Source organism: Sphingosinicella rhizophila, from assembly GCF_032378825.1.
Classification (GTDB): domain Bacteria; phylum Pseudomonadota; class Alphaproteobacteria; order Sphingomonadales; family Sphingomonadaceae; genus Allosphingosinicella; species Allosphingosinicella rhizophila.
Window position 1 is genome coordinate 211,323 of sequence record NZ_JAVUPU010000003.1, and the last position, 21,263, is coordinate 232,585.

Sequence of the window (21,263 nt, forward strand, 5' to 3'; positions counted from 1 at the left end):
CGGCCAGGCGCCTCGGCAGACCTTAGAACCAATTGTCCTGTCGTCAAGATAAGTTGCTTGTAAAGCAACTTATCTTGACATTGAGAAGAGACGCTGCGCGAAGGTGGAACAGCTCGCCGATCTGCTCGACGGGGATGGACGAAACGATCGCCCCGCGATGCAGCTCCAGTCTCGCCAGTCCACGCGCTTCGAGCTGCCGCAGCGCTTCCCGCACCGGCATCCGGCTTACGTCATATTCCCGCGCAAGTGCCTCCTGGATGAGTTGATCGCCATCCTTGAATTCGCCGCGCAGGATATCAAGCGGTCGGGCATCCCCGAGGCGCTGGCAAATTCCCTGCAGGAGCGGAGGCCCGCGGCGAGGCGCCGCCTTTCAGGCGGCGCGGCTCCGGCTGAAACGATCATAGCCAAGATCGGCCGACTCGATCTCGGGCTCCCGGCCGAGCAGGAGATCGGTGACGATCCGTGCGGATCCGCAGGCCATGGTGAAGCCAAGCGTGCCATGACCGAGATTGAAGTAGAGATTTTGGAGCGGCCCGCGGCCGATGATCGGCGCTCCGTCGGGCGTCGTCGGTCGGAACCCACTCCAATATTCGCCTGCCTCGTCGCCAGCCGCGCCCGGGAACATTTCGTCCAGCGTCTTGCGCAGCGGACGCAGCCGCTTCGCGGGCAGATCGGCATTGAAGCCTGCAAGCTCGGCCGTTCCGGCGACGCGAATTCTGTTTCCAAGCCGGGTTACGGCAACCTTGCGCTCTTCGTCCATGATGCTGGCGCGGGGCGCCCTGCCCTGGTCCGCGACGTCGACGGTCAGGGAATAGCCTTTCACGGGCTGAACCGGGAGGTATGCGCCGAATGTCTTGGCAAGCAGAGGTGACCAGCTGCCGAGCGACATGATGAAGGCGTCGGCCCTGAAGGCCTCGTTACTCGCGATCGCGGCAATGATGCGACCGCCTTCGATTTCCAGCCGCTGCACCTCCTTGCCGAAGGCGAAGGTGACGCCTGCGGCTTTCGCCAATGCGGCCAGGCCTTGGGTGAATTTCAGGCAGTCGCCGCTTTCATCATCCTTGAAGAACAGGCCGCCGGCAAAAGGCTCGCGTGCATGTTTGAGGCCAGGTTCGGCTTGCTGGCATTGTGACCAGTCGAGTCGCTCGAAAGGAACGCCGAGCGCCTGCAGTGCTGGCGCGTCCCGCTCCGCCTGGTCGAGCGCCGCGTCCCGGTAAAGATGCAGCACGCCGAGTGTCTTCGCGTCATAATCGAGGCCGGTTTCCGCTCTCAATTCGCGGAGGCGATCCCGGCTGTAATTGGCCAGCCGGATCAAGCGCCGGCGATTATAATCGAACCGCTCGGCGCTGCATTGACCCAGCACTTGCCGGGCCCACCGCCAGGTCGCCATGCCGGCGGTCGCGCGGATTTTCAGCGGGGCATCGGCCTTGAGCAGCCAGCGTGCGGCAAGGAAAGGCAATTGCGGAGAGGGCCATGGTGAAGCGCCGCTCGGCGTGATCTCCCCGGCATTGGCAAAGCTGGTTTCGAGGCCGACATCGGAACGCCGCTCGACGAGCGTGACCTCGCAGCCCGAACGTGCCAGCAGATAGGCGGTGGTCACGCCGATGACTCCGCCGCCCAAGACAACAACTTTCATCGGGTCGGAACACTCCTATGATCGGCGGGGGGCAATCCCTGCGTGACGTTCGTCCAACGCATTGCTTCTCGGCCAGTATCATTTCGGATATTGGACATTCTATCCGATAGCAAATGCCTTTTGATGGTCGGCGGAGGATGGATGCCCTGGCCGATCGATTGGCGTGAGCCGCGTACCGGTCCGGGAGGCGCTGGCCCGACTTGAGCGCGAAGGCCTCGCCGCCAGCCCGCATCGCGGCTACGTCGTGACCGCGCTTTCGGGCGACGAGATAGAGGAGCTGTTCGACTTGCGCGCGACGCTCGAGCCGGAGCTGTTGAAGGCGGCGATTCCGCGAATGACGAGCGCGGACCTGGGCGCGGCGGCGGCCGAGCTCGCCGCCTATAATGAAGATATCGACAAGGCGGATGTCGCGAGTTGGGGCGAGCATAATCTGCGTTTCCATATGGCGCTCTATGCTCCGTCGGGGCGCCGCAGAACCCTCGATATCGTCCGCGGCCTGCTGATCAACACCGATCGCTATACGAGGCTGGTCCTGACCCTGGGTGCGGGCGTGAACCTGGCCAAGGACGACCATGGCGGCTTGTTCGATCTGTGCAAGGCCGGCGCCGTCACGCAGGCGATTGCCCTCGCGCGCGACCATATCGAACGGGCGCGATCGGACCTGCGGCATTTGCTGGAGAAGGATAGGCAGCAGCAGGCGGCGGCGATACATCCTTCCTGACCCGGCGAGAATCCTACTTCCAGACCTGCCGGGCAACGCGCAGCCAATTACCGCCGAGGATGCCCTGCACCTCGGCGTCGGTGAGGCCGAAGCCGCAAAGGCCTTCGACGATCTCCGGAACGTCCTCCGGCGTGACCATCGCGAAAGCATTCTCGATCCCCGGTGAATGCATCTCGGGATTATTCTCGACATCCATCTCGAAGTCGCCGAGATCGAAGACATAGTCGAGCCCAAGACCCACATGATGCGGACCAACGAGATCGACCACATAGCGAAGGTGGCGGAGAAAGGCCGGTACGAGATCGTCGGCGGTGCCGAGGAAGGGCCCAATCCCGTTAATGCCGATTACGCCGCCCTTGGCCGCGCAGGCTTTCATCAATTCGTCCGAAGCGTTGCGCGGATGGCTGACCAATGCGAGCGGGTTCGAGTGGGATAGGATGGTCGGAACACGGCTGTAGTCGAGCGCCTCCCGCGCTGTCCTCGGGCCGGAATGGCTTAGGCACAGGACCATGCCGGCCGCCTCCATCTCGTCGATGATCTGCCGGCCGGTCGCTGTCAGTCCCTGATCGACATCGAGGCAGCCGCCGCCAGCTTCATTGTTGCGGTTATAGGCGATCAGCATCCACTTCACCCCGAGACGGTAAAGCTGATGCACCCGTAGCGGGTCATCCTGTACCGGAACCATCCCTTCGACATCGAAGACGATGCCCAGGCGATCACTCAGTTTGGCGCGCAGCACGTCTTCGGGGCTCTGGACGAGGAGATAGTCGGTTGGGCGTTCCAGCAGCCAATCGCGCATGAAATTGAGCAGGGAAAGGTGCGCTTCCCACCCCATCACCCCATAGCCGGTATTGATCGAGACGACGCTGCAGCCGGCCGCCTTGTAACGTTGCAGTTGATGAAGGACGGCCGGGCGGGGCCGCATCGGCATGCAGCCATGATTGTCCCAAACGGTCGAGTGGCGAAGCAGGTTGCCGGCGCGCGGGGAAAGCGGCGCGAGTGCATTCATCGCGTCCTCTCCTCGGCGGCTGCCCATTTGGGCGCGTCGCCAATCAAACCGAAGACCAGGTGCGACGGTCTCGCCGCGTCGTGGAAAATGGTCTGCCGGGCGACGATCGGCGTGTCGCTGAGGCCGCCCGTGTTGGTGTTGCGGTCATAATGCGGGAAATCGGCCGATGAGATGTCGATGCGGACGCGATGGCCGGCCTCGAAGCGGTTGGCGGTCGCCCACATGTCGACCTCCAACTCGTAGATCGCGCCAGGCTCGAGCAGCGTAGCGGCTTCGGGCAGGTCGCGGTAACGCGCCCGCAAGATTCCATTCTGTAGCTGGATCGCGCGGCCATCCGGAAAGACGTCAGTCAGGCGTACGACGAAGTCGGTGTCTACTGCCGTCGAACTGGCGTGCAGCACCATTTTGAGATGACCGACAATATCCATATCCTCGGCGAGGACAGGCGAAGTGAAGCTTATCACGTCCGGCCGTTGCTGCGCGCCGCTGACGTCGACGCTGCCGGGGGCGATGACGCTCGATACGAGGTTTCCTCCGAGGGTGGGTGCGGGATCCGCTGGATCATAGTCGAACTGCGTCGAGAATCCGTCTCCAGTCGGCGCATGTTCGAAGAGGCCGCCGTCGGCCGACAGATAGAGACGGGACTCCCGGGCTTCCCGCGGTGGCCAAGTTTCGGAAGTGCACCAGATATTGGCCCCCATCAGATAATAGATGACGGTTGGCCATTCAGAGACCCGGTCCTCGCGGACCGCGTCGTACCAGCGGGTTAGGAGGTCTACCAATGCGAGATTGTCGGAAATCAGGGACAGTTCGGGGCTGGTCGCAAGTCCTTCCTTGTAGCCCAGCGTGTTGTGCGAATGGGGCGAGATGATCAGGCGAGCGCGGGCGGCAATGTCCGCCTTTCCATCTGCCTGGACACGGCGGAAGGTCTCCAGCGCGTCGTTGAAGAACCAATCATACCAGGAAGTCCGGAACAAAGGCGGTGCTTTGATGGACGCGACCAATTCGGCCGGGGATGTGTGCGGAAGCGTGTGACGGTCATGTGAGATATTTTGTCCGAAAAACTGGTCCAGTTTCTCCACGTCCGGCATGGTCACTTCACGGATGTCTAGCGCATCATGCACGAACTTCGCCCGGCCAGCGCAACCGAGCGAGCAATAATGGGCCCAGAGCTGCTCCTGCGCTTCCTTCACCGGCAAATTCTGCAGGTTCGGGAAAAGCTCCTTCAGGCGCGGTGGCAGGGAAAGCTCGATCGGCTCGTTGAAATAGCCGGTCGCCAGCGTTTCCTCGACCATCAGCCGCTCGGCGTCCGTATAGGATATGTTGAGCCTGCCTTCGCCCTTGCCGACAGTCTTGGCGTAAGCATTGAGGAACATGTGCAATCGCGCGCTACTGGTCGCGAAGCCCAATCCGCTGACATGCGGAACGATGGTGGTCATGCACGGATGCATTGCCATTTGCCACTGCGTCTGGCCGACATAGGAGCCGCCGAACGAAGCGATGAAGCCGTCATACCAAGGCTGCTCGGTCACCCACTCGATGCAATCATAACCGTCTTCCTGGTCGTACATATAATAATCCCAGACATCCGGCTCGCTTTGCCCGGTGCCGCGAAGATCCTGCGAGACCACGACATAGCCGCGCGAGGCCAAGGCGAACAAAGACCCGACATAATGGCGCTCCTCGCCCATGCGGTCATAAGGGGTTCGCACCACCACCGCCGGCGCCTTCTTGACCGGCGGCAGATAGAGGTCGGTCGCAAGACGGGTGCCGTCGCGCATCGACATCATCAACGTCTCGCAACGCACCGACGACTGGTCGAACTTGCGCGGCGGCAGCGTTCCCACCGACAAGGCGCGCTCCAGGTGCGGGGCGATGTCGCGAAGCAGCGGCAGTCCGCCATTCGGACTAGAACATGTCTTCACCAAACTGACCTCTCTTGATGATGGATCCGCACTCGGGCAGGCCGATTGATCATGGGCATAAATTGCTTGTCATGCAATACCACTTGACTCAGAAACAAATTCGCCAAAGATTGCCGGACATGGTGCCGGCTCCGCCGGCCGTATCGTCTCGCGAGCCGGGAGGTTCGTTCCAAAGGAAGGGAAATTGCAATGGGCAGGCTCGACAACAAGGTCGCACTCGTTACCGGCGGCGCCTCGGGAATCGGCAAAGGCATCGCGCTCCGCCTGGCCGCCGATGGCGCCAAGGTGATCATCAGCGACATCCAGCGCGCGCTTGGCGAGGCGACGGCAGCGGAGGGCGGCTTCGAGTTTCTCGAGCAGGATGCCAGCAACGAGCAGCGCTGGGATGAGATTATCGGAGACATCGAGCAACGTCATGGCAAGCTCGACATCCTCGTCAACAATGCCGGTATCCTCGGATCGGTGAACAACGATCCCGAACGAACCCAATTGGCGGACTGGCGAAAAGTGTTCGCCGTCAATCTGGAAAGCGTGTTCCTGGGCTGCAGGGCGGCAATCCCGGCCATGCGGCGGGCCGGCGGCGGTTCGATCGTCAATATCGCCTCTGTCACGGCGCAGATGCCGACCAGCATGATCCTTCCCTACGGTTCGAGCAAAGCGGCAGTTCGACAGCTGACCAAATCGGTGGCTGAATATTGCGCACAGCAGAAATTGAACATCCGCTGCAATTCGGTCCACCCCGGCTTCATCGACACCCCGGCGCAACTGCAGGGCAATGAGGAAATCGCCAAATCACGCGGGCTGACGGTCGACCAGGTTCGCAATGGCCTGAAGGCCAGGGTGCCGATGGGCGCGATTGGCGAGTCCGAAGATATCGGCGCGGCCGTTGCGTTCCTCGCCTCCGACGACGCACGATACGTGACCGGCGCGAAACTGTTGGTCGATGGCGGCATGATAATGGATTGACGAATGTTCCTCGTCTCGCCCGGGTATTCGCCGATCCCATTAATTGCGTTGTGGGCAATTAGACTTGACGCATAGGCAATTCAGAGAAAGAGTGCCGATACCTTCCCCGAAAGGTGGAGCGACGAAAAATTGAGAGGCCGAGGCTTCTCCAACAACTCTCTGGAGAATGGAATGCTGGTTTTAGGCGCTGACGAAATCAGAAGACTTGCGCCCCCGCGCCGCGTCGTCGAGGCTTTGCGCGAAGTCTTCGCCAGGGGTGGCGTCGTCGCCGTGCGGACCCCTTCGCCAGTACCCGGTGACTCGCCGAACCGGCTGTTCGTTTCGATGTTGGCGATGGACGAGGTCGGAGGGCCGGTGATCAAGCTGATCACCATCTATCCGGAAAATCCGGCACAGGGACTGGTGACGGTCCAGGGCGCGATTGTCGTCTTCAGCGAGACCGGGGCGCCGACGGCGATCCTGGACGGCACCATCGTCACCCAGTTGCGCACCGGCGCCGCTTCCGCTTTGGCCTCCGACTATCTGTCGCGGCAGGACAGCAGGCATCTCGTCATCATGGGAACGGGCGCATTGGCCCCCTCTATGGCGGCCGCCCATTGCGCCGTGCGGCCGATCGAGCGCATCAGCGTGTGGGGGCGGTCGGCCGACAAGGCTGCTGCCACCGTCGCCGCCATAAGCCAGCAGGTTCCAGGGGTCGAGGTGGCCGTCACCGACCGGATCGAGGAAAGCGTCGCGAACGCCGACATCGTTTCCTGCTCCACCAGCAGCCCGACGCCGATCCTTCATGGGAAGTGGCTCCGCCCGGGCACCCATGTCGACCTGGTCGGCGCCTTCCAGCCGACCAAGCGCGAGTCCGACGATGAGGTGGTCCTGCGCGCGCGCATCTTTGTCGACACCATGCATGGTGCGATGAACGAAGCGGGCGACCTGCTCGAGCCGATGTCGCGCGGCATTATCGACAAGAGCCGCATCGAAGGCCAGTTGGAGGATCTCGCCTCGGGGCGGATGAAGGGCCGCCGGTCGAATGATGAGATCACCTTGTTCAAATCCTCGGGCACTGCAATCGAGGATCTCGCCATGGCCCGGATGGTGGTCGAAGCGGCGGGCGCCCCCTCGGACTGACATCGCTGTTTTTTGAAAGGACCAGTCCATGACCTCATTGACAGCGATCGGAGAGCGGCTTCAAGCAGTGCTCGACGATCGCAGCTCGAAGGGGGATGTGGCCGGCGCCGTGGTCGGAATTTCGATTGGGGACGAGCAATTGGTGCTCGCCCATGGCAGTGCAAATCTCAACACGGGCCAACCCTTCACCGAGGATACCGGTTTCCTGCTCGGCTCGGTCACCAAGGTGCTGGTGACGACGGCCTTGCTGCGCTTTGTCGAGCGCGGCCTGGTCGATCTCGACGCGCCGGTTAAGCGCTATCTGCCCGATTTCGTACTGAGCGACAGAGACGCAGCCGAGCGCATCACCGTGCGTATGCTCGTCAATCACACCAATGGCATCGATTCCGACACCCTCTGTCCGGCGTCGGTGCGCGGTCGCGACGCCACGCGCCATTATATGACCTATCTGGCCAAGCTCGGCGTGCTGTTCGAGCCGGGCACGTCCCTCACTTATTCCAATCCCGGCTTCGTGATCGCCGCGCGGATCATGGAAGAGCTGACCGGCACGCCCTTCGAACGGGCGATCCAGACCGAATTGTTCGATCCGGCCGGCATGCGCGACGCCACCGCCCTGCAGACCCAGGCCTTCCTCCGTCGCACTGCGGTCGGCGCCTTTATCAGTCCCGACACCGGGGAGCTGAAGGCAAGTCACGTCTTCACGCTCGGGGAAGGCCTGGCCGGCGGCGGCACCACGTTGATCGTCAGCCCTCAGGACATGCTCGCCTTCGGCCGCATGCATTTGAAAGGCGGATTGGCGGCCGACGGCACCCGGGTGCTCGGCGACGAGCTGGTGACGGCGATGCGCACCACCAGTTTCGATCTCGGCATTCCCCAGGCGCCGCCGATGGGCCTTGGCTGGTGGGCCTATCCGATCGCCGGCACGACCGCCTATCATCATGCCGGCGGTTCGCCGGGCGGCACCTCCAGTTTCTGCATCATTCCCGAATATGATGCGGTGATCATCAGCTTCGCGACCGGGCCAGGCACCGGCCCCCTGCAGGATGAATTGCACAATGCAGCGATCGAGGAACTTACGGGACGGTCCGTCGTCCCGCCGTTCGAACCCGATCCGCAGCCAATTCCGGCGGATTTGGCCGGCGAATATCGTTCGTTTCAGCATCACGCGCGCGTGGAGGTCAAAGGCGACGAGCTTCTCCTGACGATGCGCTATCAGCCTTGCGACGAAGAGCATCGCGAGTTCTTCAAGGACATGTTCAGCACCACCCGCTTCCCGCCGGTCACCTATCGCAGTATCGCGCCCGGCCAGTTCCTGGCAGTCGGCGCGGAACCGAAGGATTATTCGGGCTTCCTGGGGCGCTCCTCGAAACTGCTGGCGGCGCTGCCCGCTACGCCGGCGCGCTGCATGGGGTTGCATACTATCCTGCGCTACACGCCGAAGATCAGCGGATGAACGAGGAAGTCCAAATGCCCGACATCGATACAGGTGCCCAGGCGGCTTCCAGGGCGGAAGCCGACGAACGTCCGACTTTCCGCGCCTGGTATGCGCTGTTCGCACTCACGGTGACGAGCATCTTCGGGTTCCTGACCTATCAGATCCTCACCCTGCTGATGCCGGATATCAAGACGGATCTGTCGCTGACCGATCTTCAGATCGGCGAGACGCATGGCTTGAGTCCGGCGATCTTCTCGCTTCTCATCCTCTATCCGATCGCTTGGGTCGCCGACCGTTACGAGCGAAGCGTCGTGATGGGGTGCGCCGTCTTGTTCTGGTCGCTTGCGACCGCCGTCAGCGGACTGGCCGTGAGCTTCATCACATTGCAGGCGGCTACCGTCGCGCTCGTCATGGGTGAGGCGGCCATCAAGCCGATCGTCTATTCGCTGGTCGCCGATCTCTTTTCGCCCAAATACCGGCCGCGCGCCAACATCATCGTGTACGGATCGGCCGCCCTGGGAGGGGGACTGGGCATGGTGTTGGGCGGTCTGTTGATCGGCATCGTCGATGACGTGCGGCTGCTGTTGCCGGCTTCGCTGAGCGACGTCGCTGCGTGGCGGCTGGCCTTCTTCGTCGTGGCGCTCCCGGGTCCTCTCGTCGCCTTGTCCCTGTTTCTGATCGGCTCCACGCGGCGCAAGGGCGCGACCATCAATGTCCACCCGCGCAATTCGGTCGCACCAATCAAGCCTTATCTGAGGAAATATGGACTGATCGCCTTTGGCGTCTTCGCCACGATGGGATTGTTCGATTTCGCGCTGAAAGCGTTCGCCTCCTGGGCGCCGATCATGTTGATGCGCATATTCGAGGTGCCCGCTTCCGAGGTAGGCATCAAGTTCGGTTCCACCTTCATGGCCGCCTCTGTAGTGGGTCTGGTCACGGCATCCTTGTTGACGCCCTTTTGGCGCAAGATCGCCGGCACCGCCTATGTGTTGCGGGCGATCTCGGTCGCGGCCGCCGGTACGGCTGTGCCCGTCTTCCTCCTCTTCTTCGTCACAGAGATCCTGCACGTCTACATATTGCTATTCTGTCTGGTGGTGATTTTCATCACAGGCGTGGCGTTGATGCCGGGCATGATGCAGGACATCGCGCCTGCACCGGTGCGCACGCGCATCATGGCTCTGGGGACCGTGGTGTATATGCTGGCGGGCGGCATGGGCTCGCCTGTCGTCGGTTTCGTCTCCGATCAGCTGGCAGCCGATCCCAGGGGACTGATCTGGGCGATCGTCAGCGTGTCAGTTCCGGCATTTCTGGCCTGTGCGGCTTTGGCGCATTTCATGGAAAAACCGTATCGGCGCCTCGTCGCGACCGTCGGCGCCGACTGATCAGGACCATCTTCATGGACAGGCTCATGCCCTCGAACGCAGCAGCGACACAAACAGGAAAGACGATGAACGAGCCGGGGAAATTCGACTTCGGGCTGACCGCCGAGCAGGAGCAGCGCGCAACAAGACTCCATTCCGAAACCATCGTCTGGGACTGGCTGTGGCAGCATGCGGGCGGTCCCAACATCTTCACCGCTTATCCGGACGAACTGCAAGCGGAATTCCGGACGCTCATGGCATCGGCGGGCAGCGGCATGGCTGCTTATGGTGCCGCGGTGCTATGGCCCTACCGCATGGCTTTGGAAGGCAGGTCGGACCTCATCAAGGACTGGTATATGCAGTCCGGCCTGACCGTCGGCACCTACCATATCGCGGTCTATGACGAGAGCGATCCGCGATGGGCGCCTTATGAGGCCATGTTTGAGGAATTGTTCACGCTTCCCTGGCTGCGCAAGGTCACCACGGCGGAGCAAGCGCGGCAGTGCAAGGAGGACGGCGTCATTGGACTCTACGCCCATTGCCAGCCCATCTCTCCTGCGCCGCGCAACCTTCAGGCGATCAGCCAAGCCTATGAGCGGGGCCTTCGCTCCTTCATGCTGACCTATAATCGAATGGACAATATCGGCGTCGGCTGCACCGAGCGCTACGATGGGGGCCTTTCCAATTACGGCATCGATGTCGTCCGCCATTGCAATGAGATCGGCATGATCGTCGACACCAGCCATTGCGGTCATCTGACGACGATGGACGCCTGCAAATTCTCCAGGAGGCCCGTCAACGCCAATCATACGTGCGCCAAGGCCTTGTCCGACGTTGCCAGGGCCAAGACGGACGACGCGCTGAAGGCGATCGCGGGCACGGACGGAGTGATCGGTATCGTCTCGGTGCCCTTCTTCCTCACCAAGACGAAAGGGGCGAGCATCGAGGTGATGCTGGACCATGTCCAATATGTCAGCGATCTGGTCGGCTGGCAGCATGTTTCGCTCGGAACCGATTGGCCGCTACAGGCGCCGGAAGCTGCGCTCGGCCAGACTCTGCGGGCCGAATTCGTGGAACATGGTTTCAAACCGGACGAAATCGATATCACCGACCGGTTGGCCGGGTTCGACGATTATCGCGATCTTCCTAACATTACTCGCGGTCTCGTCAAGCGGGGGTTCTCGGACGAGCAGATCAAGGGGATCATGGGAGAGAATGCGCTGCGCATGTTCGGGGAGGTCTGTGGCTAGCCCTCGCATGCCGACCCGGCGGATGTCCGCCGCTGTGCCCTCACCGGCGTGGACAAGGTCTTGAGAAGGCGCTATCGCCCGCTCCGCCCGCCGGCACCCACGGGAAGGCCTTTCCTGTTCGCAACTTTCCCGATCAGCTTGATCTCGTTTCGTTGCGGACCTGGGCAGGCGCCTTCTTCGGGCGGCGGCGGAAATCGGCTGGCCTGGACTGGCCCGCCCCCGGTAAGTCGCTGGAGCCTTTGCGTTTTGACTTTGGCTCTGGCTTATGGATAGCTGCGGTGTGAGCAGGGTTGCGTTTTTCGGCCGGCTGCTTCCGCCGCTCGGCGTGGCGTTAGGTTCTGACGCATTAGCGGATGGCAGGAGGGATTAGGCGGATGCAGTCTCAGGGGGATTCACTTGCTGGCCTGGGTGGGCGCATTCGGATGATGCGCAAGGCACGGGGTATCAAGCTCAACGAACTTGCCGAACGGTCCGATCTGTCGAGCGCTTTCCTGTCGCGCCTCGAGCGCGGACAGGTGTCCAGCTCGGTCGCCAATTTGATCCAGATCGCCAAGGCGCTGGGCGTCGCGGTCGCCGAACTGTTCCATGATGGTTCGGTATCGTCGCGAAGCGAGTCGGCCGTCCACAAAGTGGAAGATCTGGACGCCGATCAAAGCGTCGGCAGCACCGGCTACAAGTGGCGCCTGCTCGCCGGGGGCATGCCCGACGACGACCTTGAAGTCTTCTATCTGGTCTTTCCGCGCAAGGATAAGATGGGCACCCTGGTGTCGCACCAGGGGCAGGAATATTGCTATGTGCTGAGCGGCAAGGTCCGCTTCATCGTCGGCGGCAAGTCGTTCGAGCTCGGGCCTGGCGAAGGCATCCTCACCAATTCCGAGATTCCGCATCGCGCGGAGAATATCGGGCGCAGTGAAGCGCAAGTGCTGATGGTCGTGACCAAGACCCGGGTGCATGGCGAGCATTTCGACTGGTGGAAGACGCCGTCCGACGACGAAGGCGAGACCAAGGAACAGGTCGTCGATGACAATGTCAGCGTCTTCACGCGTGCCAAGCGACGCCGGGCTTAGGGCCTGATCGTTTGACGTGGAAGCGATTCACGCTTCTGCCGATGACGTGAAACAGGCTTTATTCAAATGTTCAGGCCATGATTCACGCTTCAGATTTATCAATCTGAGACGATCATGGTTCGCCAGCGCCACTATCGATTAAATTGCTTCACAAGCATTTTATCATTGCCTCTCGCATTCAAGTTTGCGTAACATGCAATCTCATCGGAGGTGGTGCCTCCTCGCCTGATCGAGAGGCCAGTCCGTGAACTTCGACTTTTCCGACGAGCAGAGGGAGCTTCAGCGTTCGGCGCGGGGCGTGCTGGAGAAGGAATGCACGACCGCCAAGGTGCGGAGGGTTCTCGAGGGAGATGACGGATTCGACCGCGAGATATGGTCGACCATCGCCGAGATGGGCTTTTGCGGTGCCGCCATTCCGGAAGAATTTGGTGGCCTTGGCCTGGGCTATCTCGAGCTTTGCGTGATTGCGGAGGAGCTTGGCAGGGCGCTTGCGCCGGTGCCGTTCGATTCGACCGTCTGCCTCTTTGCCGAGTTGCTCAAGCTCGCCGGGTCCGATGCGCAGAAGGCCCTTTATCTCCCCAGAGTCGCCGAGGGTAAATTGATCGGTACCCTGGCCCAGGCGGAGACCAGGGGCGCCGCGGCGGGTGCGCGCGCGGCAGTGAGCGGGGGCAAGCTCAGTGGCACGAAATGCCCAGTGATGGACGGTGGATCGGCGGACATCGCCATCGTCGTCGCCTTCGAAGAGCAGGATGCGGCGCCGACCCTGTTCCTGGTCGACCTCTCATCCGAGGGAGTCGAACGCACGGCCGTCGAAACGCTGGACCCCTCTCGCAAACACGCACTGTTGCGCTTCGGCGGCGCGCCGGCCGAGCGGCTCGGCGCACGCGGCGAGGCGGTGGATATTCTTGGCCATGTTTATGATCGGGCCGCCGTGCTGGTCGCATTCCAACAGGTCGGCGGCGCCGAGCGGGCGCTGGAACTGGCGCGCGATTATGCGTTGCAGCGTGTCGCCTTCGGCCGTCCGATCGGCTCGTTCCAGGCAATCAAGCACATGCTTGCGGACATGTTCGTGTCGCTCACCATCGCGCGGGCCAATACATATTATGCGGCCTGGGCATTGCAATCCGATTCGGCCGAGTTGCCGGCCGCCGCCGCCGCCGCCCGGGTGAGCGCGACCACCGCCTTTCAGCATTGCTCGACCAACAATATCCAGGTTCATGGCGGCATCGGTTTCACCTGGGAATTCGACTCTCACCTTTTCTATCGGCGGTCGAACCTGCTGGCGCTGTCGCTCGGATCGCAGTCGCAATGGGAAGCAAAACTGGTCGACCGCATGCGCACGCGTAAAGCCGTCTGAGGAATAGACCATGGATTTCGAGGATTCTCCAGAAGAGGCAGCGTTCCGCAAGGAGGCGCGCGACTGGATCAAGGCCAATGCACCGCACGACTTGCGGCCGTGGCTCGAGCGATCGCCTTATACGGCGGTCGAGCTTCCGCCGGGAATGGACGAGGTTGCCGCCCAGAAGGATTGGCAGCGGCGAAAATATGATGCCGGCTGGGCCTGTATTGCCTGGCCCGAAGCCTTTGGCGGCCGCGACGCCTCGCCGGCGGAGCGCCTGATCTGGGAGCAGGAAGAAGGCCTATTTCGCAAGCTGAGCACGCTTTTCCTGATCAATCTCGGTATCTCCGGTCCGACTATCCTGACGTGCGGAACCGATGCCCAGAAGGAGGCACTGCTCGCTCCTTGCGTCTCCGGCCGGCATGTCTGGTGCCAGCTTTTCTCCGAGCCCGCGAGCGGATCCGACCTCGCGGGGCTGCGGACAAAGGCCGAGCGGACGGGAGACGGCTGGACCGTCAACGGCCAGAAGATCTGGACGAGCTTCGCGCACGAGGCTGATTGGGGCCTGCTCCTCGCCCGCACCGATCCCAAGCTTGCCAAGCATGCCGGTCTCACCATGTTCGTGCTGAAGATGGACAGCCCCGGTATCGAGGTCCGTCCGATCAAGACGATCCATGGCCATTCCGAGTTCAACGAGGTCTTCTTCACCGACGTCTTCATTCCTGACGATCAGCGGCTCGGTCCGGTCAATGGCGGCTGGCGCGTCGCGCTGACCACCTTGATGAACGAGCGGCTGCTTGCCGGCGCCACTGTCGACACCGGCTTCGATGAACTGTTGGATTTTTGCCAGAGGTTCGAGACGGAAAATGGCCGAGCAATCGACGATCCCCGGGTCAAATCGCAATTGGCCCAGTGGGCGGTGCGGGCGAGCGGGTTGCGTTATGCGGCGCTGCGGGCGATCTCTCTGGAATCGAAGGGTGAGGTGCCGGGGCCGGAGCATTCTATCGGCAAGCTGGTCGCCGGGTCGATGCTCCAGGACATCGCAAAATTCGCGCTCGATCTACAGGCCGAGGCCGGGCTCCTGGTCGATGCCGATGTGGCGCTCTATGCCGGCCGTTTCCAGGTCATGCTGATGCATTCGCCGGCCACCCGGATCCTCGGTGGCACGGACGAGATCCTCCGCAACATCATCGCCGAACGCGTGCTCGGGCTGCCCGGCGATATTCGCGTCGACAAGGATATCCCCTTCGACGAAATCGCATCCGCGCGGGCCTAGCAAAGAGGGGGGTCCGTCGCCGCTTTCAGGATAATAATTGCGTGCAAAGCAAATATCCTTGACCCGAAGACAATTCAGGCGTTCAACTTCACAGCTTGAATCGACCAGTGTTGGGGACTTTTGCATGGGCTCACAGGAATTCGATCGTCGATCGCTTCTGACGGCGGCCGCAGCGGCGGCCGCCGTCGGCGCTGCGGCCATGGCTCCCGGCCGGGCCTTCGCCCAGCCCGTGCCGTCCAGCGAGGTGAGGGGGCGGGTCGAGAAGGGCTGGGAGCGGGTCGCCGACGCGTTCGGCGCCAACTTCAAGGCTGGCCGGGACGTGGGCGCATCATGCTGCGTCTATGTCGACGGTCATCCGGTCGTCGACATTTGGGGTGGGATGGCGAACCGTGAGACCAATCGGCCCTGGGAGCGCGATACGGTGATCGGCGTCGCCTCCACCACCAAAGGCGCGACGGCGATTTGCGCCCATCTTCTCGTCCAGCGCGGCCAGCTCGATCTCGATGCCCCGGTGACGCGCTATTGGCCGGAATTCGGCCAGGCCGGCAAGGAGAAGATCCTCGTCCGGCACGTGCTCGCCCATCAGGCCGGCCTACCGATCATCGACACGCCGGTGACATTCGAGGAAGCGGTCGCATGGCACCCGATGATCCGGGCGCTGGAGGTGCAGAAGCCGATCTGGGAGCCGGGGACCGAGCATCTCTACCATGCCACGACGATCGGCTTTCTCGTCGGCGAATTGGTGCGGCGCATCACCGGAAAGAGCCTGGGCACCTTCTTCCAAGACGAGGTCGGCCGGCCGCTTGGGCTTTCGGCGTGGATAGGCCTGCCGGAAGAGATCGAGCCGCGCGTCGCCAAATCCTATTCGCAGCCCTACACGTCGCGGCCGCTCAGCGAGTTGGCGGCCGAATTCGGCGCGGCCTTGCAGCTGGAGCCCGAATTGGCCGAGTTCGTGGTGACCAAGCTCTACGGACCGGGTTCGGTGTTCAGAAGGGCTGGCGGGGTCGGCGGCGGCACGCCGGAAGATTACAAGTCGCGTGCCTTCAGGGCAGCGGAGTTTCCTTCCGGCAACATGCTGGCCAACGCGCATTCGCTCGCCCGGATGTATGCAGCGACGGTGAGCAAGGTGGACGGCCTCCGGATCCTTCGCCCGGAAACGGTGGCGAGGATGACCGAGGTCCAGACGAACCGCTCCCGCATGCACGGCGCCTCGCCCGAGTTGCTTCCTTATCAAGCACATCTGTTCAACATGTCGCTCGGCTTCTGGCGGCCGAGCCCACCGCTGCCCTTGCTCGGGCCGGCGTCTTTCGGCCATCCGGGAAGCGGCGGTTCTCTCGGCGCTGGCGATCCCGAATCCCGCGTCGGCTTCGGCTATGTGACCAATTACGGGCCGGCGACGATGGTCGACAGGCGCCACATGGCGCTGACCGAGGCGGTCAGGAAATGCCTCGGCAAAGCCTGAGGCAAAGAAAGTGAGGGGCAGGTGAGCGCACAGGCATATAGCCGCCGGTCAGTTCTGGCGTGCGCAGCCGCGCTCGGCGCCACCGGGCTCGTGCCCCGCTACGCCTTCGCCCAATCTTCCGGACTGCTCGCCGCCAGGTCGCCCGCGCTGCGGGCGATCGGCGAGCGTCTGCACGCGCTGCTGCAGAACCCCGCCGCTCGTCGCGTTGCCGGCGCCGTCGTCGCGGTGTCGATTGGCGACGAGGAACTGGTGCTGGTCAGCGGCAGCGCCAATCTCAACACCGGCCAGCCCTTCACTCCGGATACAGGCTTCCTGCTCGGCTCCGTCACCAAGGTTCTGGTAACGACGATCATGCTGCGGCTTGTCGAACGCGGCCTGGTCGACCTGGATGCCCCGGCGCAGCATTACGTTCCCGAATTCACTTTGAGCGATCGGGAGGCGGCTGCGCGCATCAAGGTGCGGATGCTGCTCAATCATACCAATGGCATCGACGCCCACACGCTCTGCCCCTGGATGGTGCGCGGCCGCGAAGCGGGCCGGTCCTATACCGCCTATCTGCCCAGGGTGGGCGCTTTGTTCGAGCCGGGTACCTGCGTCACTTATTCCAATCCCGGCTTCGTCGTTGCGTCCCGCGTGATCGAGGAGGTGACGGGATTGCCGTTCGAGCTGGCAATCCGGTCCGAGCTGTTCGGTCCGGCCGGCATGCGCGACGCCACGGCGGTGCAGACCCAGGCTTTCCTGCGCCGGACCGCGATCGGCGCAGTCCCGAGTCCGGACGGCAAGGAATTGGTGGCGACGCCGACATTCACTTTGGGCGAAGGATTGGCTGGCGGCGGCACCACCGCGATCGTCAGTCCGCAGGACATGCTCGCCTTTGGCCGCATGCATTTGCGGGGTGGCGTGGCGCCGAACGGCACACGCGTGCTCAGCGCTGAATCGGTCGAGGCGATGCGGACGACCAGCTTCGATCTCGGCATGCAGCAGGCGCCGCCGGTCGGGCTCGGCTGGTGGAAGTTTCCGATCGCCGGCACGACGGCCTTTCAGCATGGCGGCGGATCGATCGGCGGCGGCTCCAGCCTCTGCATCGTTCCCGACCATGACGCGGTTATCGTCAGCTTTGCGGCAGGCCCCGGCGCGGGCGGCTTGAACGCCGCATTGCGCATGGAAGCGATCGAGCAGATGACGGGACGGTCCGCTCTATCGCCGATGACGGTCAAGCCGCAGCCGATCCCGGCGGATGTCGCCGGCGAATATCGCATTCTCCAGGACAGGGTGATGGTGGAGGTCGATGGCGAAGAGCTTATCATGACCCACAATTACGAGCCGATCGACCAGGAGCATCGCGACTTCTTCGAGCAGATGTGGGGACGAGGCCGGTTCCCCCCGACGCGCTTTCGCAGCATCGGCGAAGGTCTGTACGCGCCGGTGAGCTGGGATCCTGCCACGCATTCGAGCTTTGGCCGCACCCGGTTGCTGGCGGTGCTCCCGGCAACGGCCAGCCGCCGCATGGCGCTGCACAACGACCTCAACTTCATTCCAAAGGCAAGCTGATGATGCGTGCAGCGACCTTGGGTGGATGTCATTTGGCCAGGAGAAGATTTTGATGACCAAGCTGGTGCTGGGGAGCCCGGAATGGCTAGAGGCTTATCGGACCATCATCCGCAACGCCGCGGCGGGGCAGGATCTGTCCACCAGTGCGTTCGGCATGCACGAAACGCTCAAGAACGTGCCGGCGCATTTGCGGCAGGGCGGCGACGCCGACCTCCTGTTCGGCTTTCGGATCGTCGACGGCCAGCTCCAATTTCCCGACCGGGCCTGGGAGGATGCAGACTTCAAACTGGTTGCCGATTTTGAGAGCATCGCGCCCTGGGGCGACCTGCCGACCAAGGAGACGCGCGAACTGGGTGTCTTCGAACGGCTGGCGAAAGCGGGTAAACTTCGCTTTTCCGGCAGCCTGAGTGGCGCGCCCGAATGGTTGCACAAGCTCAACCTTCACGACCGGCTTGCCGAGATCACCGCGCCCTATGAGGCGTCTCCTTCTTGGGATGGCTAGGTGAATCGCCGATCGATCTGATGACGAAAGAGGATGGATATGCAGACTGACGGGAACATCCGTGACGCGCACGAAGCAGTGGGAAACCATTACGAGGTGGCCGGCATGCTCGAGGCGCGGCGGCGAACCACCGACGTGATCCAGGAGATCGCCGCCGCTATCCATCCCGGCATGACGGAAGCGGAAGGCATGCGGGTGGCGCGCCGGAAGCTGAAGGAAGCGGACTTGCTGCGCGGATGGCATGGCATCGTCGTGCGCTTCGGCGAAAATACGGTGAAGGATTATAGCGATCTGACCGACCCCGACGTCGTTCTCAAGGATTCCGACATCTTCTTCATCGACATCGGTCCGGTGTGGAAGAAATGGGAAGGGGATGGCGGTGACACGTTCGTCATTGGCGACAATCCCGAATTTCTGGCCATCCGGCGAGACGTGCACGCAGTCTTCGACGCGACCCAGGCCAAGTGGCGCGACCAGGGCCTGACCGGAACAGATCTCTATGAATTCGCCGCTTCGCATGCGGAAAGCCTTGGTTGGAAGATGAACCTGAAAATGGCCGGACACCGCATTTCGGATTTTCCCCACGCCGTTCATCATCAAGGCACGTTGGCGAATTCGGAATTTAGTCCGAGCACCGGCTTGTGGGTGCTGGAGGTTCAGATTCGCCATCCGACCAAGCCGTTCGGCGCCTTCTTCGAGGACATATTGCTGGCCGACGAGGCGGCAGCAAAAGTTGCGTGACAGGCAACTTACATGACTGACCTGCGGTTTTCTCCGAACCGGCCTGACTTCATTCCCAAATCCTCGCTCCGATCCGCCTTACCGTAGGCTGGTCTGCGCGAAGGTCTCGTTGCGACCTGCCGACGATTCTCGTCCGTAGCGATGAGGTGACAGGCATTGTCCTGTCGCCTTGGGCAAGCATTTTGACCGTTCGCCGTAATTGCACCCAATGCAATTATGCTTGACTAGCATGCAAATACAAGGAAGAGAGAGCGGACGGGGCAATCGCCGCCATCGTCTTGCCGGTCCGGGGGAAGCGAGCCGGGAAAGCCGGCGGCCAAGGTCCGAATATGACGTGATTCAAACGGCTCTGCCGAGCGCGGTTGCGCGGCTTCGTGGAGATTGGAGCAAGACATGCTGGGGATTATCGGCGCAGGAAATATGGCGGGTGCGCTGGCGCGGGGCTGGGGCGAGCCTGTCCTCGCCACGGACCGTGGCTCCGGTCGCGCCGCACGCCTGGTCGCGGACATTGGCGGCGAAGTCGTCGCCAGCAATGCGGAGCTTGTGCGGCGTGCCGACACGATCATCCTTGGCCATCACCCGCACCAGTTGGAAGAGATTGCAGGTGAAGTTGACGCGAGCGGCAAACAGGTCTTTTCCGTCCTGGCACCGACGACGATGGCTCAGCTGAAACAGGCCTATCCTAATTCGACGGTCGCCCGCATCATGCCTAATACGCCCGTCCAGCTTCGCATGGGCGTGTCCTGTATAGCTGAGGGCGGCGAGGCAGCCGTTCCCCTGTTCGAGCGGGTGGGAAAGGTGTTCGTACTTCCCGAATCGCAGATGAACCTGGGAACGGCGACGATCGGCGTCACGCCGGCCTATATCGCCCTCCTTATCGAAGCGATGGTCGATGCCGCAGCCGTCAACGGGCTGGCGCCGAAGCTGGGCCAGGCGATGTTCGTGCAGACATTGATCGGAACGGCGCATCTCATCGCGGAGAAGGGCTACGACACGCTCGCCGCCCGCCGGGAAGTCGCCACGCCGGGGGAATCCACGGTCCGCGGCGTCGCCGCGCTGGAACGCTGCGGTATCCGGCCGATGTTCCAGGAAGCGATGGCCGACGTACTCACCCGCCTCTCACAGCCCTATCATGGATGACGGAAGTGACTGACTCGAAAGCCGAAAAATCTAAATTCTCCGTCACCAAGCGCAACAAAGCGAAGCGGATGCGGGAGCGTGCCAGCTACGATGTCGACACCGTATACGAGCTGCTTGATTCCGCATTGATCTGCCACATCGCTTATGTGATCGACGGACAGCCATATTGCACACCCACCCTCTTCTGGCGGGACGGCAACCATGTCTATTGGCACGGCTCCGTTGGCAGCAAGATGATAATGGCGCAAGCGAAGCAGATCGACATCTGCCTCACTATTACCTTTCTGGACGGGCTCGTGCTGGTGCGGAGCGCTTTTCACCATGCGGTCAACTTTCGTTCTGCAATGCTTTTTGGCCGTGCGGGGGTCGTCGACGATCCGGTGGAGAAGAAGCGCGCAGCCGACGCCCTGATCGAGAACTTCCTTCCGGGCAGGAACGATCAGGTCATCGTGCCGACCGCGGCCGAAATGAAGCAGGCGACGTTCATGAGAATGACGATCGACGAGGCGGTTGCGAAGATCCGCGCCAAGCCTGCGTCGGGCGAACCAGTCGAGAACAGATACCAGCCGGTCTGGGCCGGGGATATCATCATCGAGAACCGCATCACCCGTATCATTCCGTGTCCGGAGCTCAAGCCGGGCATCGAGCCGGGGCCGGAGGTCGAAGCGTTCAAGGAAGGAGCGAGGCTGGATACGACCTTGCTCGCGATCAGGCGGGGTGCCGCCCGGACGGAAAGCTGATGCCGGCAGGCGTCGGTCGG

General features: G+C 62.4%; 19 protein-coding genes. 15 read left to right on the plus strand and 4 right to left on the minus strand.

The annotated features are described in order from the left end of the window. Nucleotides 1-43 precede the first annotated feature (43 nt). Nucleotides 44-340, minus strand: coding sequence for a GntR family transcriptional regulator (locus RQX22_RS19315; protein ID WP_410001617.1), 297 nt, complete (start codon nt 338-340; stop codon nt 44-46). 30 nt (nt 341-370) lie between these two features. Next, a complete protein-coding gene (locus RQX22_RS07110) occupies nt 371-1,636 on the minus strand; it encodes a D-amino acid dehydrogenase (RefSeq protein WP_315724993.1) in 1,266 nt (421 codons plus the stop codon). A 163-nt stretch (nt 1,637-1,799) separates the two neighbouring features. On the opposite strand from RQX22_RS07110, the gene RQX22_RS07115 reads away from it, so the two are divergent. After that, nucleotides 1,800-2,357 carry a GntR family transcriptional regulator gene (locus tag RQX22_RS07115; protein ID WP_315724995.1) on the plus strand — a complete coding sequence of 186 codons (558 nt, stop codon included), beginning with the start codon at nt 1,800-1,802 and terminating at the stop codon, nt 2,355-2,357. A gap of 13 nt (nt 2,358-2,370) precedes the next feature. On the opposite strand, the gene RQX22_RS07120 is transcribed toward RQX22_RS07115, so the two are convergent. Both RQX22_RS07120 and RQX22_RS07125 read right to left on the minus strand, forming a co-directional pair. Then, nucleotides 2,371-3,366: a dipeptidase gene (locus tag RQX22_RS07120; RefSeq protein ID WP_315724997.1), complete on the minus strand. Its 996-nt coding sequence runs from the start codon at nt 3,364-3,366 to the stop codon at nt 2,371-2,373. Next, complete coding sequence (locus tag RQX22_RS07125; protein WP_315724999.1) at nt 3,363-5,291, minus strand: CocE/NonD family hydrolase; 1,929 nt, start codon at nt 5,289-5,291, stop codon at nt 3,363-3,365. Before RQX22_RS07125 ends, RQX22_RS07120 begins: the two co-directional genes overlap by 4 nt. A 189-nt stretch (nt 5,292-5,480) precedes the next feature. Here RQX22_RS07125 and RQX22_RS07130 point away from each other — a divergent pair, with 189 nt between their 5' ends. The 14 genes from RQX22_RS07130 (at nt 5,481) to RQX22_RS07195 (ending at nt 21,243) form a co-directional block, all read left to right on the plus strand. Beyond that, the gene (locus RQX22_RS07130; RefSeq protein WP_315725001.1) at nt 5,481-6,257 is read left to right on the plus strand and encodes an SDR family NAD(P)-dependent oxidoreductase; all 777 of its coding nucleotides are present in this window, start codon (nt 5,481-5,483) and stop codon (nt 6,255-6,257) included. Nucleotides 6,258-6,428: 171 nt separating this feature from the next. Then, entirely contained in the window at nt 6,429-7,379 is a 951-nt protein-coding gene (lhpI, locus tag RQX22_RS07135) for a bifunctional Delta(1)-pyrroline-2-carboxylate/Delta(1)-piperideine-2-carboxylate reductase (RefSeq protein WP_315725003.1), read from the plus strand. Nucleotides 7,380-7,407: 28 nt separating this feature from the next. Further along, the gene (locus tag RQX22_RS07140; protein ID WP_315725005.1) at nt 7,408-8,832 is read left to right on the plus strand and encodes a serine hydrolase domain-containing protein; all 1,425 of its coding nucleotides are present in this window, start codon (nt 7,408-7,410) and stop codon (nt 8,830-8,832) included. A gap of 14 nt (nt 8,833-8,846) precedes the next feature. Further along, a complete protein-coding gene (locus RQX22_RS07145) occupies nt 8,847-10,196 on the plus strand; it encodes an MFS transporter (protein ID WP_315725006.1) in 1,350 nt (449 codons plus the stop codon). 65 nt (nt 10,197-10,261) lie between these two features. After that, entirely contained in the window at nt 10,262-11,425 is a 1,164-nt protein-coding gene (locus RQX22_RS07150) for a dipeptidase (RefSeq protein WP_315725008.1), read from the plus strand. A gap of 374 nt (nt 11,426-11,799) precedes the next feature. After that, on the plus strand, nt 11,800-12,492 hold the full coding sequence (locus RQX22_RS07155) for a helix-turn-helix domain-containing protein (protein ID WP_315725009.1): 693 nt from the start codon (nt 11,800-11,802) through the stop codon (nt 12,490-12,492). Between the two features lie 244 nt (nt 12,493-12,736). Next, the gene (locus RQX22_RS07160; protein WP_315725010.1) at nt 12,737-13,849 is read left to right on the plus strand and encodes an acyl-CoA dehydrogenase family protein; all 1,113 of its coding nucleotides are present in this window, start codon (nt 12,737-12,739) and stop codon (nt 13,847-13,849) included. Between the two features lie 10 nt (nt 13,850-13,859). Further along, the gene (locus tag RQX22_RS07165; RefSeq protein ID WP_315725012.1) at nt 13,860-15,107 is read left to right on the plus strand and encodes an acyl-CoA dehydrogenase family protein; all 1,248 of its coding nucleotides are present in this window, start codon (nt 13,860-13,862) and stop codon (nt 15,105-15,107) included. 124 nt (nt 15,108-15,231) lie between these two features. Next, nucleotides 15,232-16,569 (plus strand): serine hydrolase domain-containing protein, encoded by a 1,338-nt coding sequence (locus tag RQX22_RS07170; RefSeq protein WP_315725014.1) that lies wholly within the window; start codon nt 15,232-15,234, stop codon nt 16,567-16,569. Between the two features lie 21 nt (nt 16,570-16,590). Beyond that, complete coding sequence (locus RQX22_RS07175; protein WP_315725015.1) at nt 16,591-18,120, plus strand: serine hydrolase domain-containing protein; 1,530 nt, start codon at nt 16,591-16,593, stop codon at nt 18,118-18,120. 52 nt (nt 18,121-18,172) lie between these two features. Further along, nucleotides 18,173-18,622, plus strand: a complete 450-nt coding sequence (locus RQX22_RS07180; protein ID WP_315725017.1) for a hypothetical protein — start codon at nt 18,173-18,175, stop codon at nt 18,620-18,622. 39 nt (nt 18,623-18,661) lie between these two features. After that, a complete protein-coding gene (locus RQX22_RS07185) occupies nt 18,662-19,363 on the plus strand; it encodes a M24 family metallopeptidase (protein WP_315725018.1) in 702 nt (233 codons plus the stop codon). A 393-nt stretch (nt 19,364-19,756) separates the two neighbouring features. Beyond that, the gene (locus RQX22_RS07190; RefSeq protein WP_315725020.1) at nt 19,757-20,503 is read left to right on the plus strand and encodes a pyrroline-5-carboxylate reductase family protein; all 747 of its coding nucleotides are present in this window, start codon (nt 19,757-19,759) and stop codon (nt 20,501-20,503) included. A 5-nt stretch (nt 20,504-20,508) separates the two neighbouring features. After that, complete coding sequence (locus RQX22_RS07195) at nt 20,509-21,243, plus strand: pyridoxamine 5'-phosphate oxidase family protein (RefSeq protein ID WP_315725022.1); 735 nt, start codon at nt 20,509-20,511, stop codon at nt 21,241-21,243. The last annotated feature ends 20 nt before the right edge of the window (nt 21,244-21,263 follow it).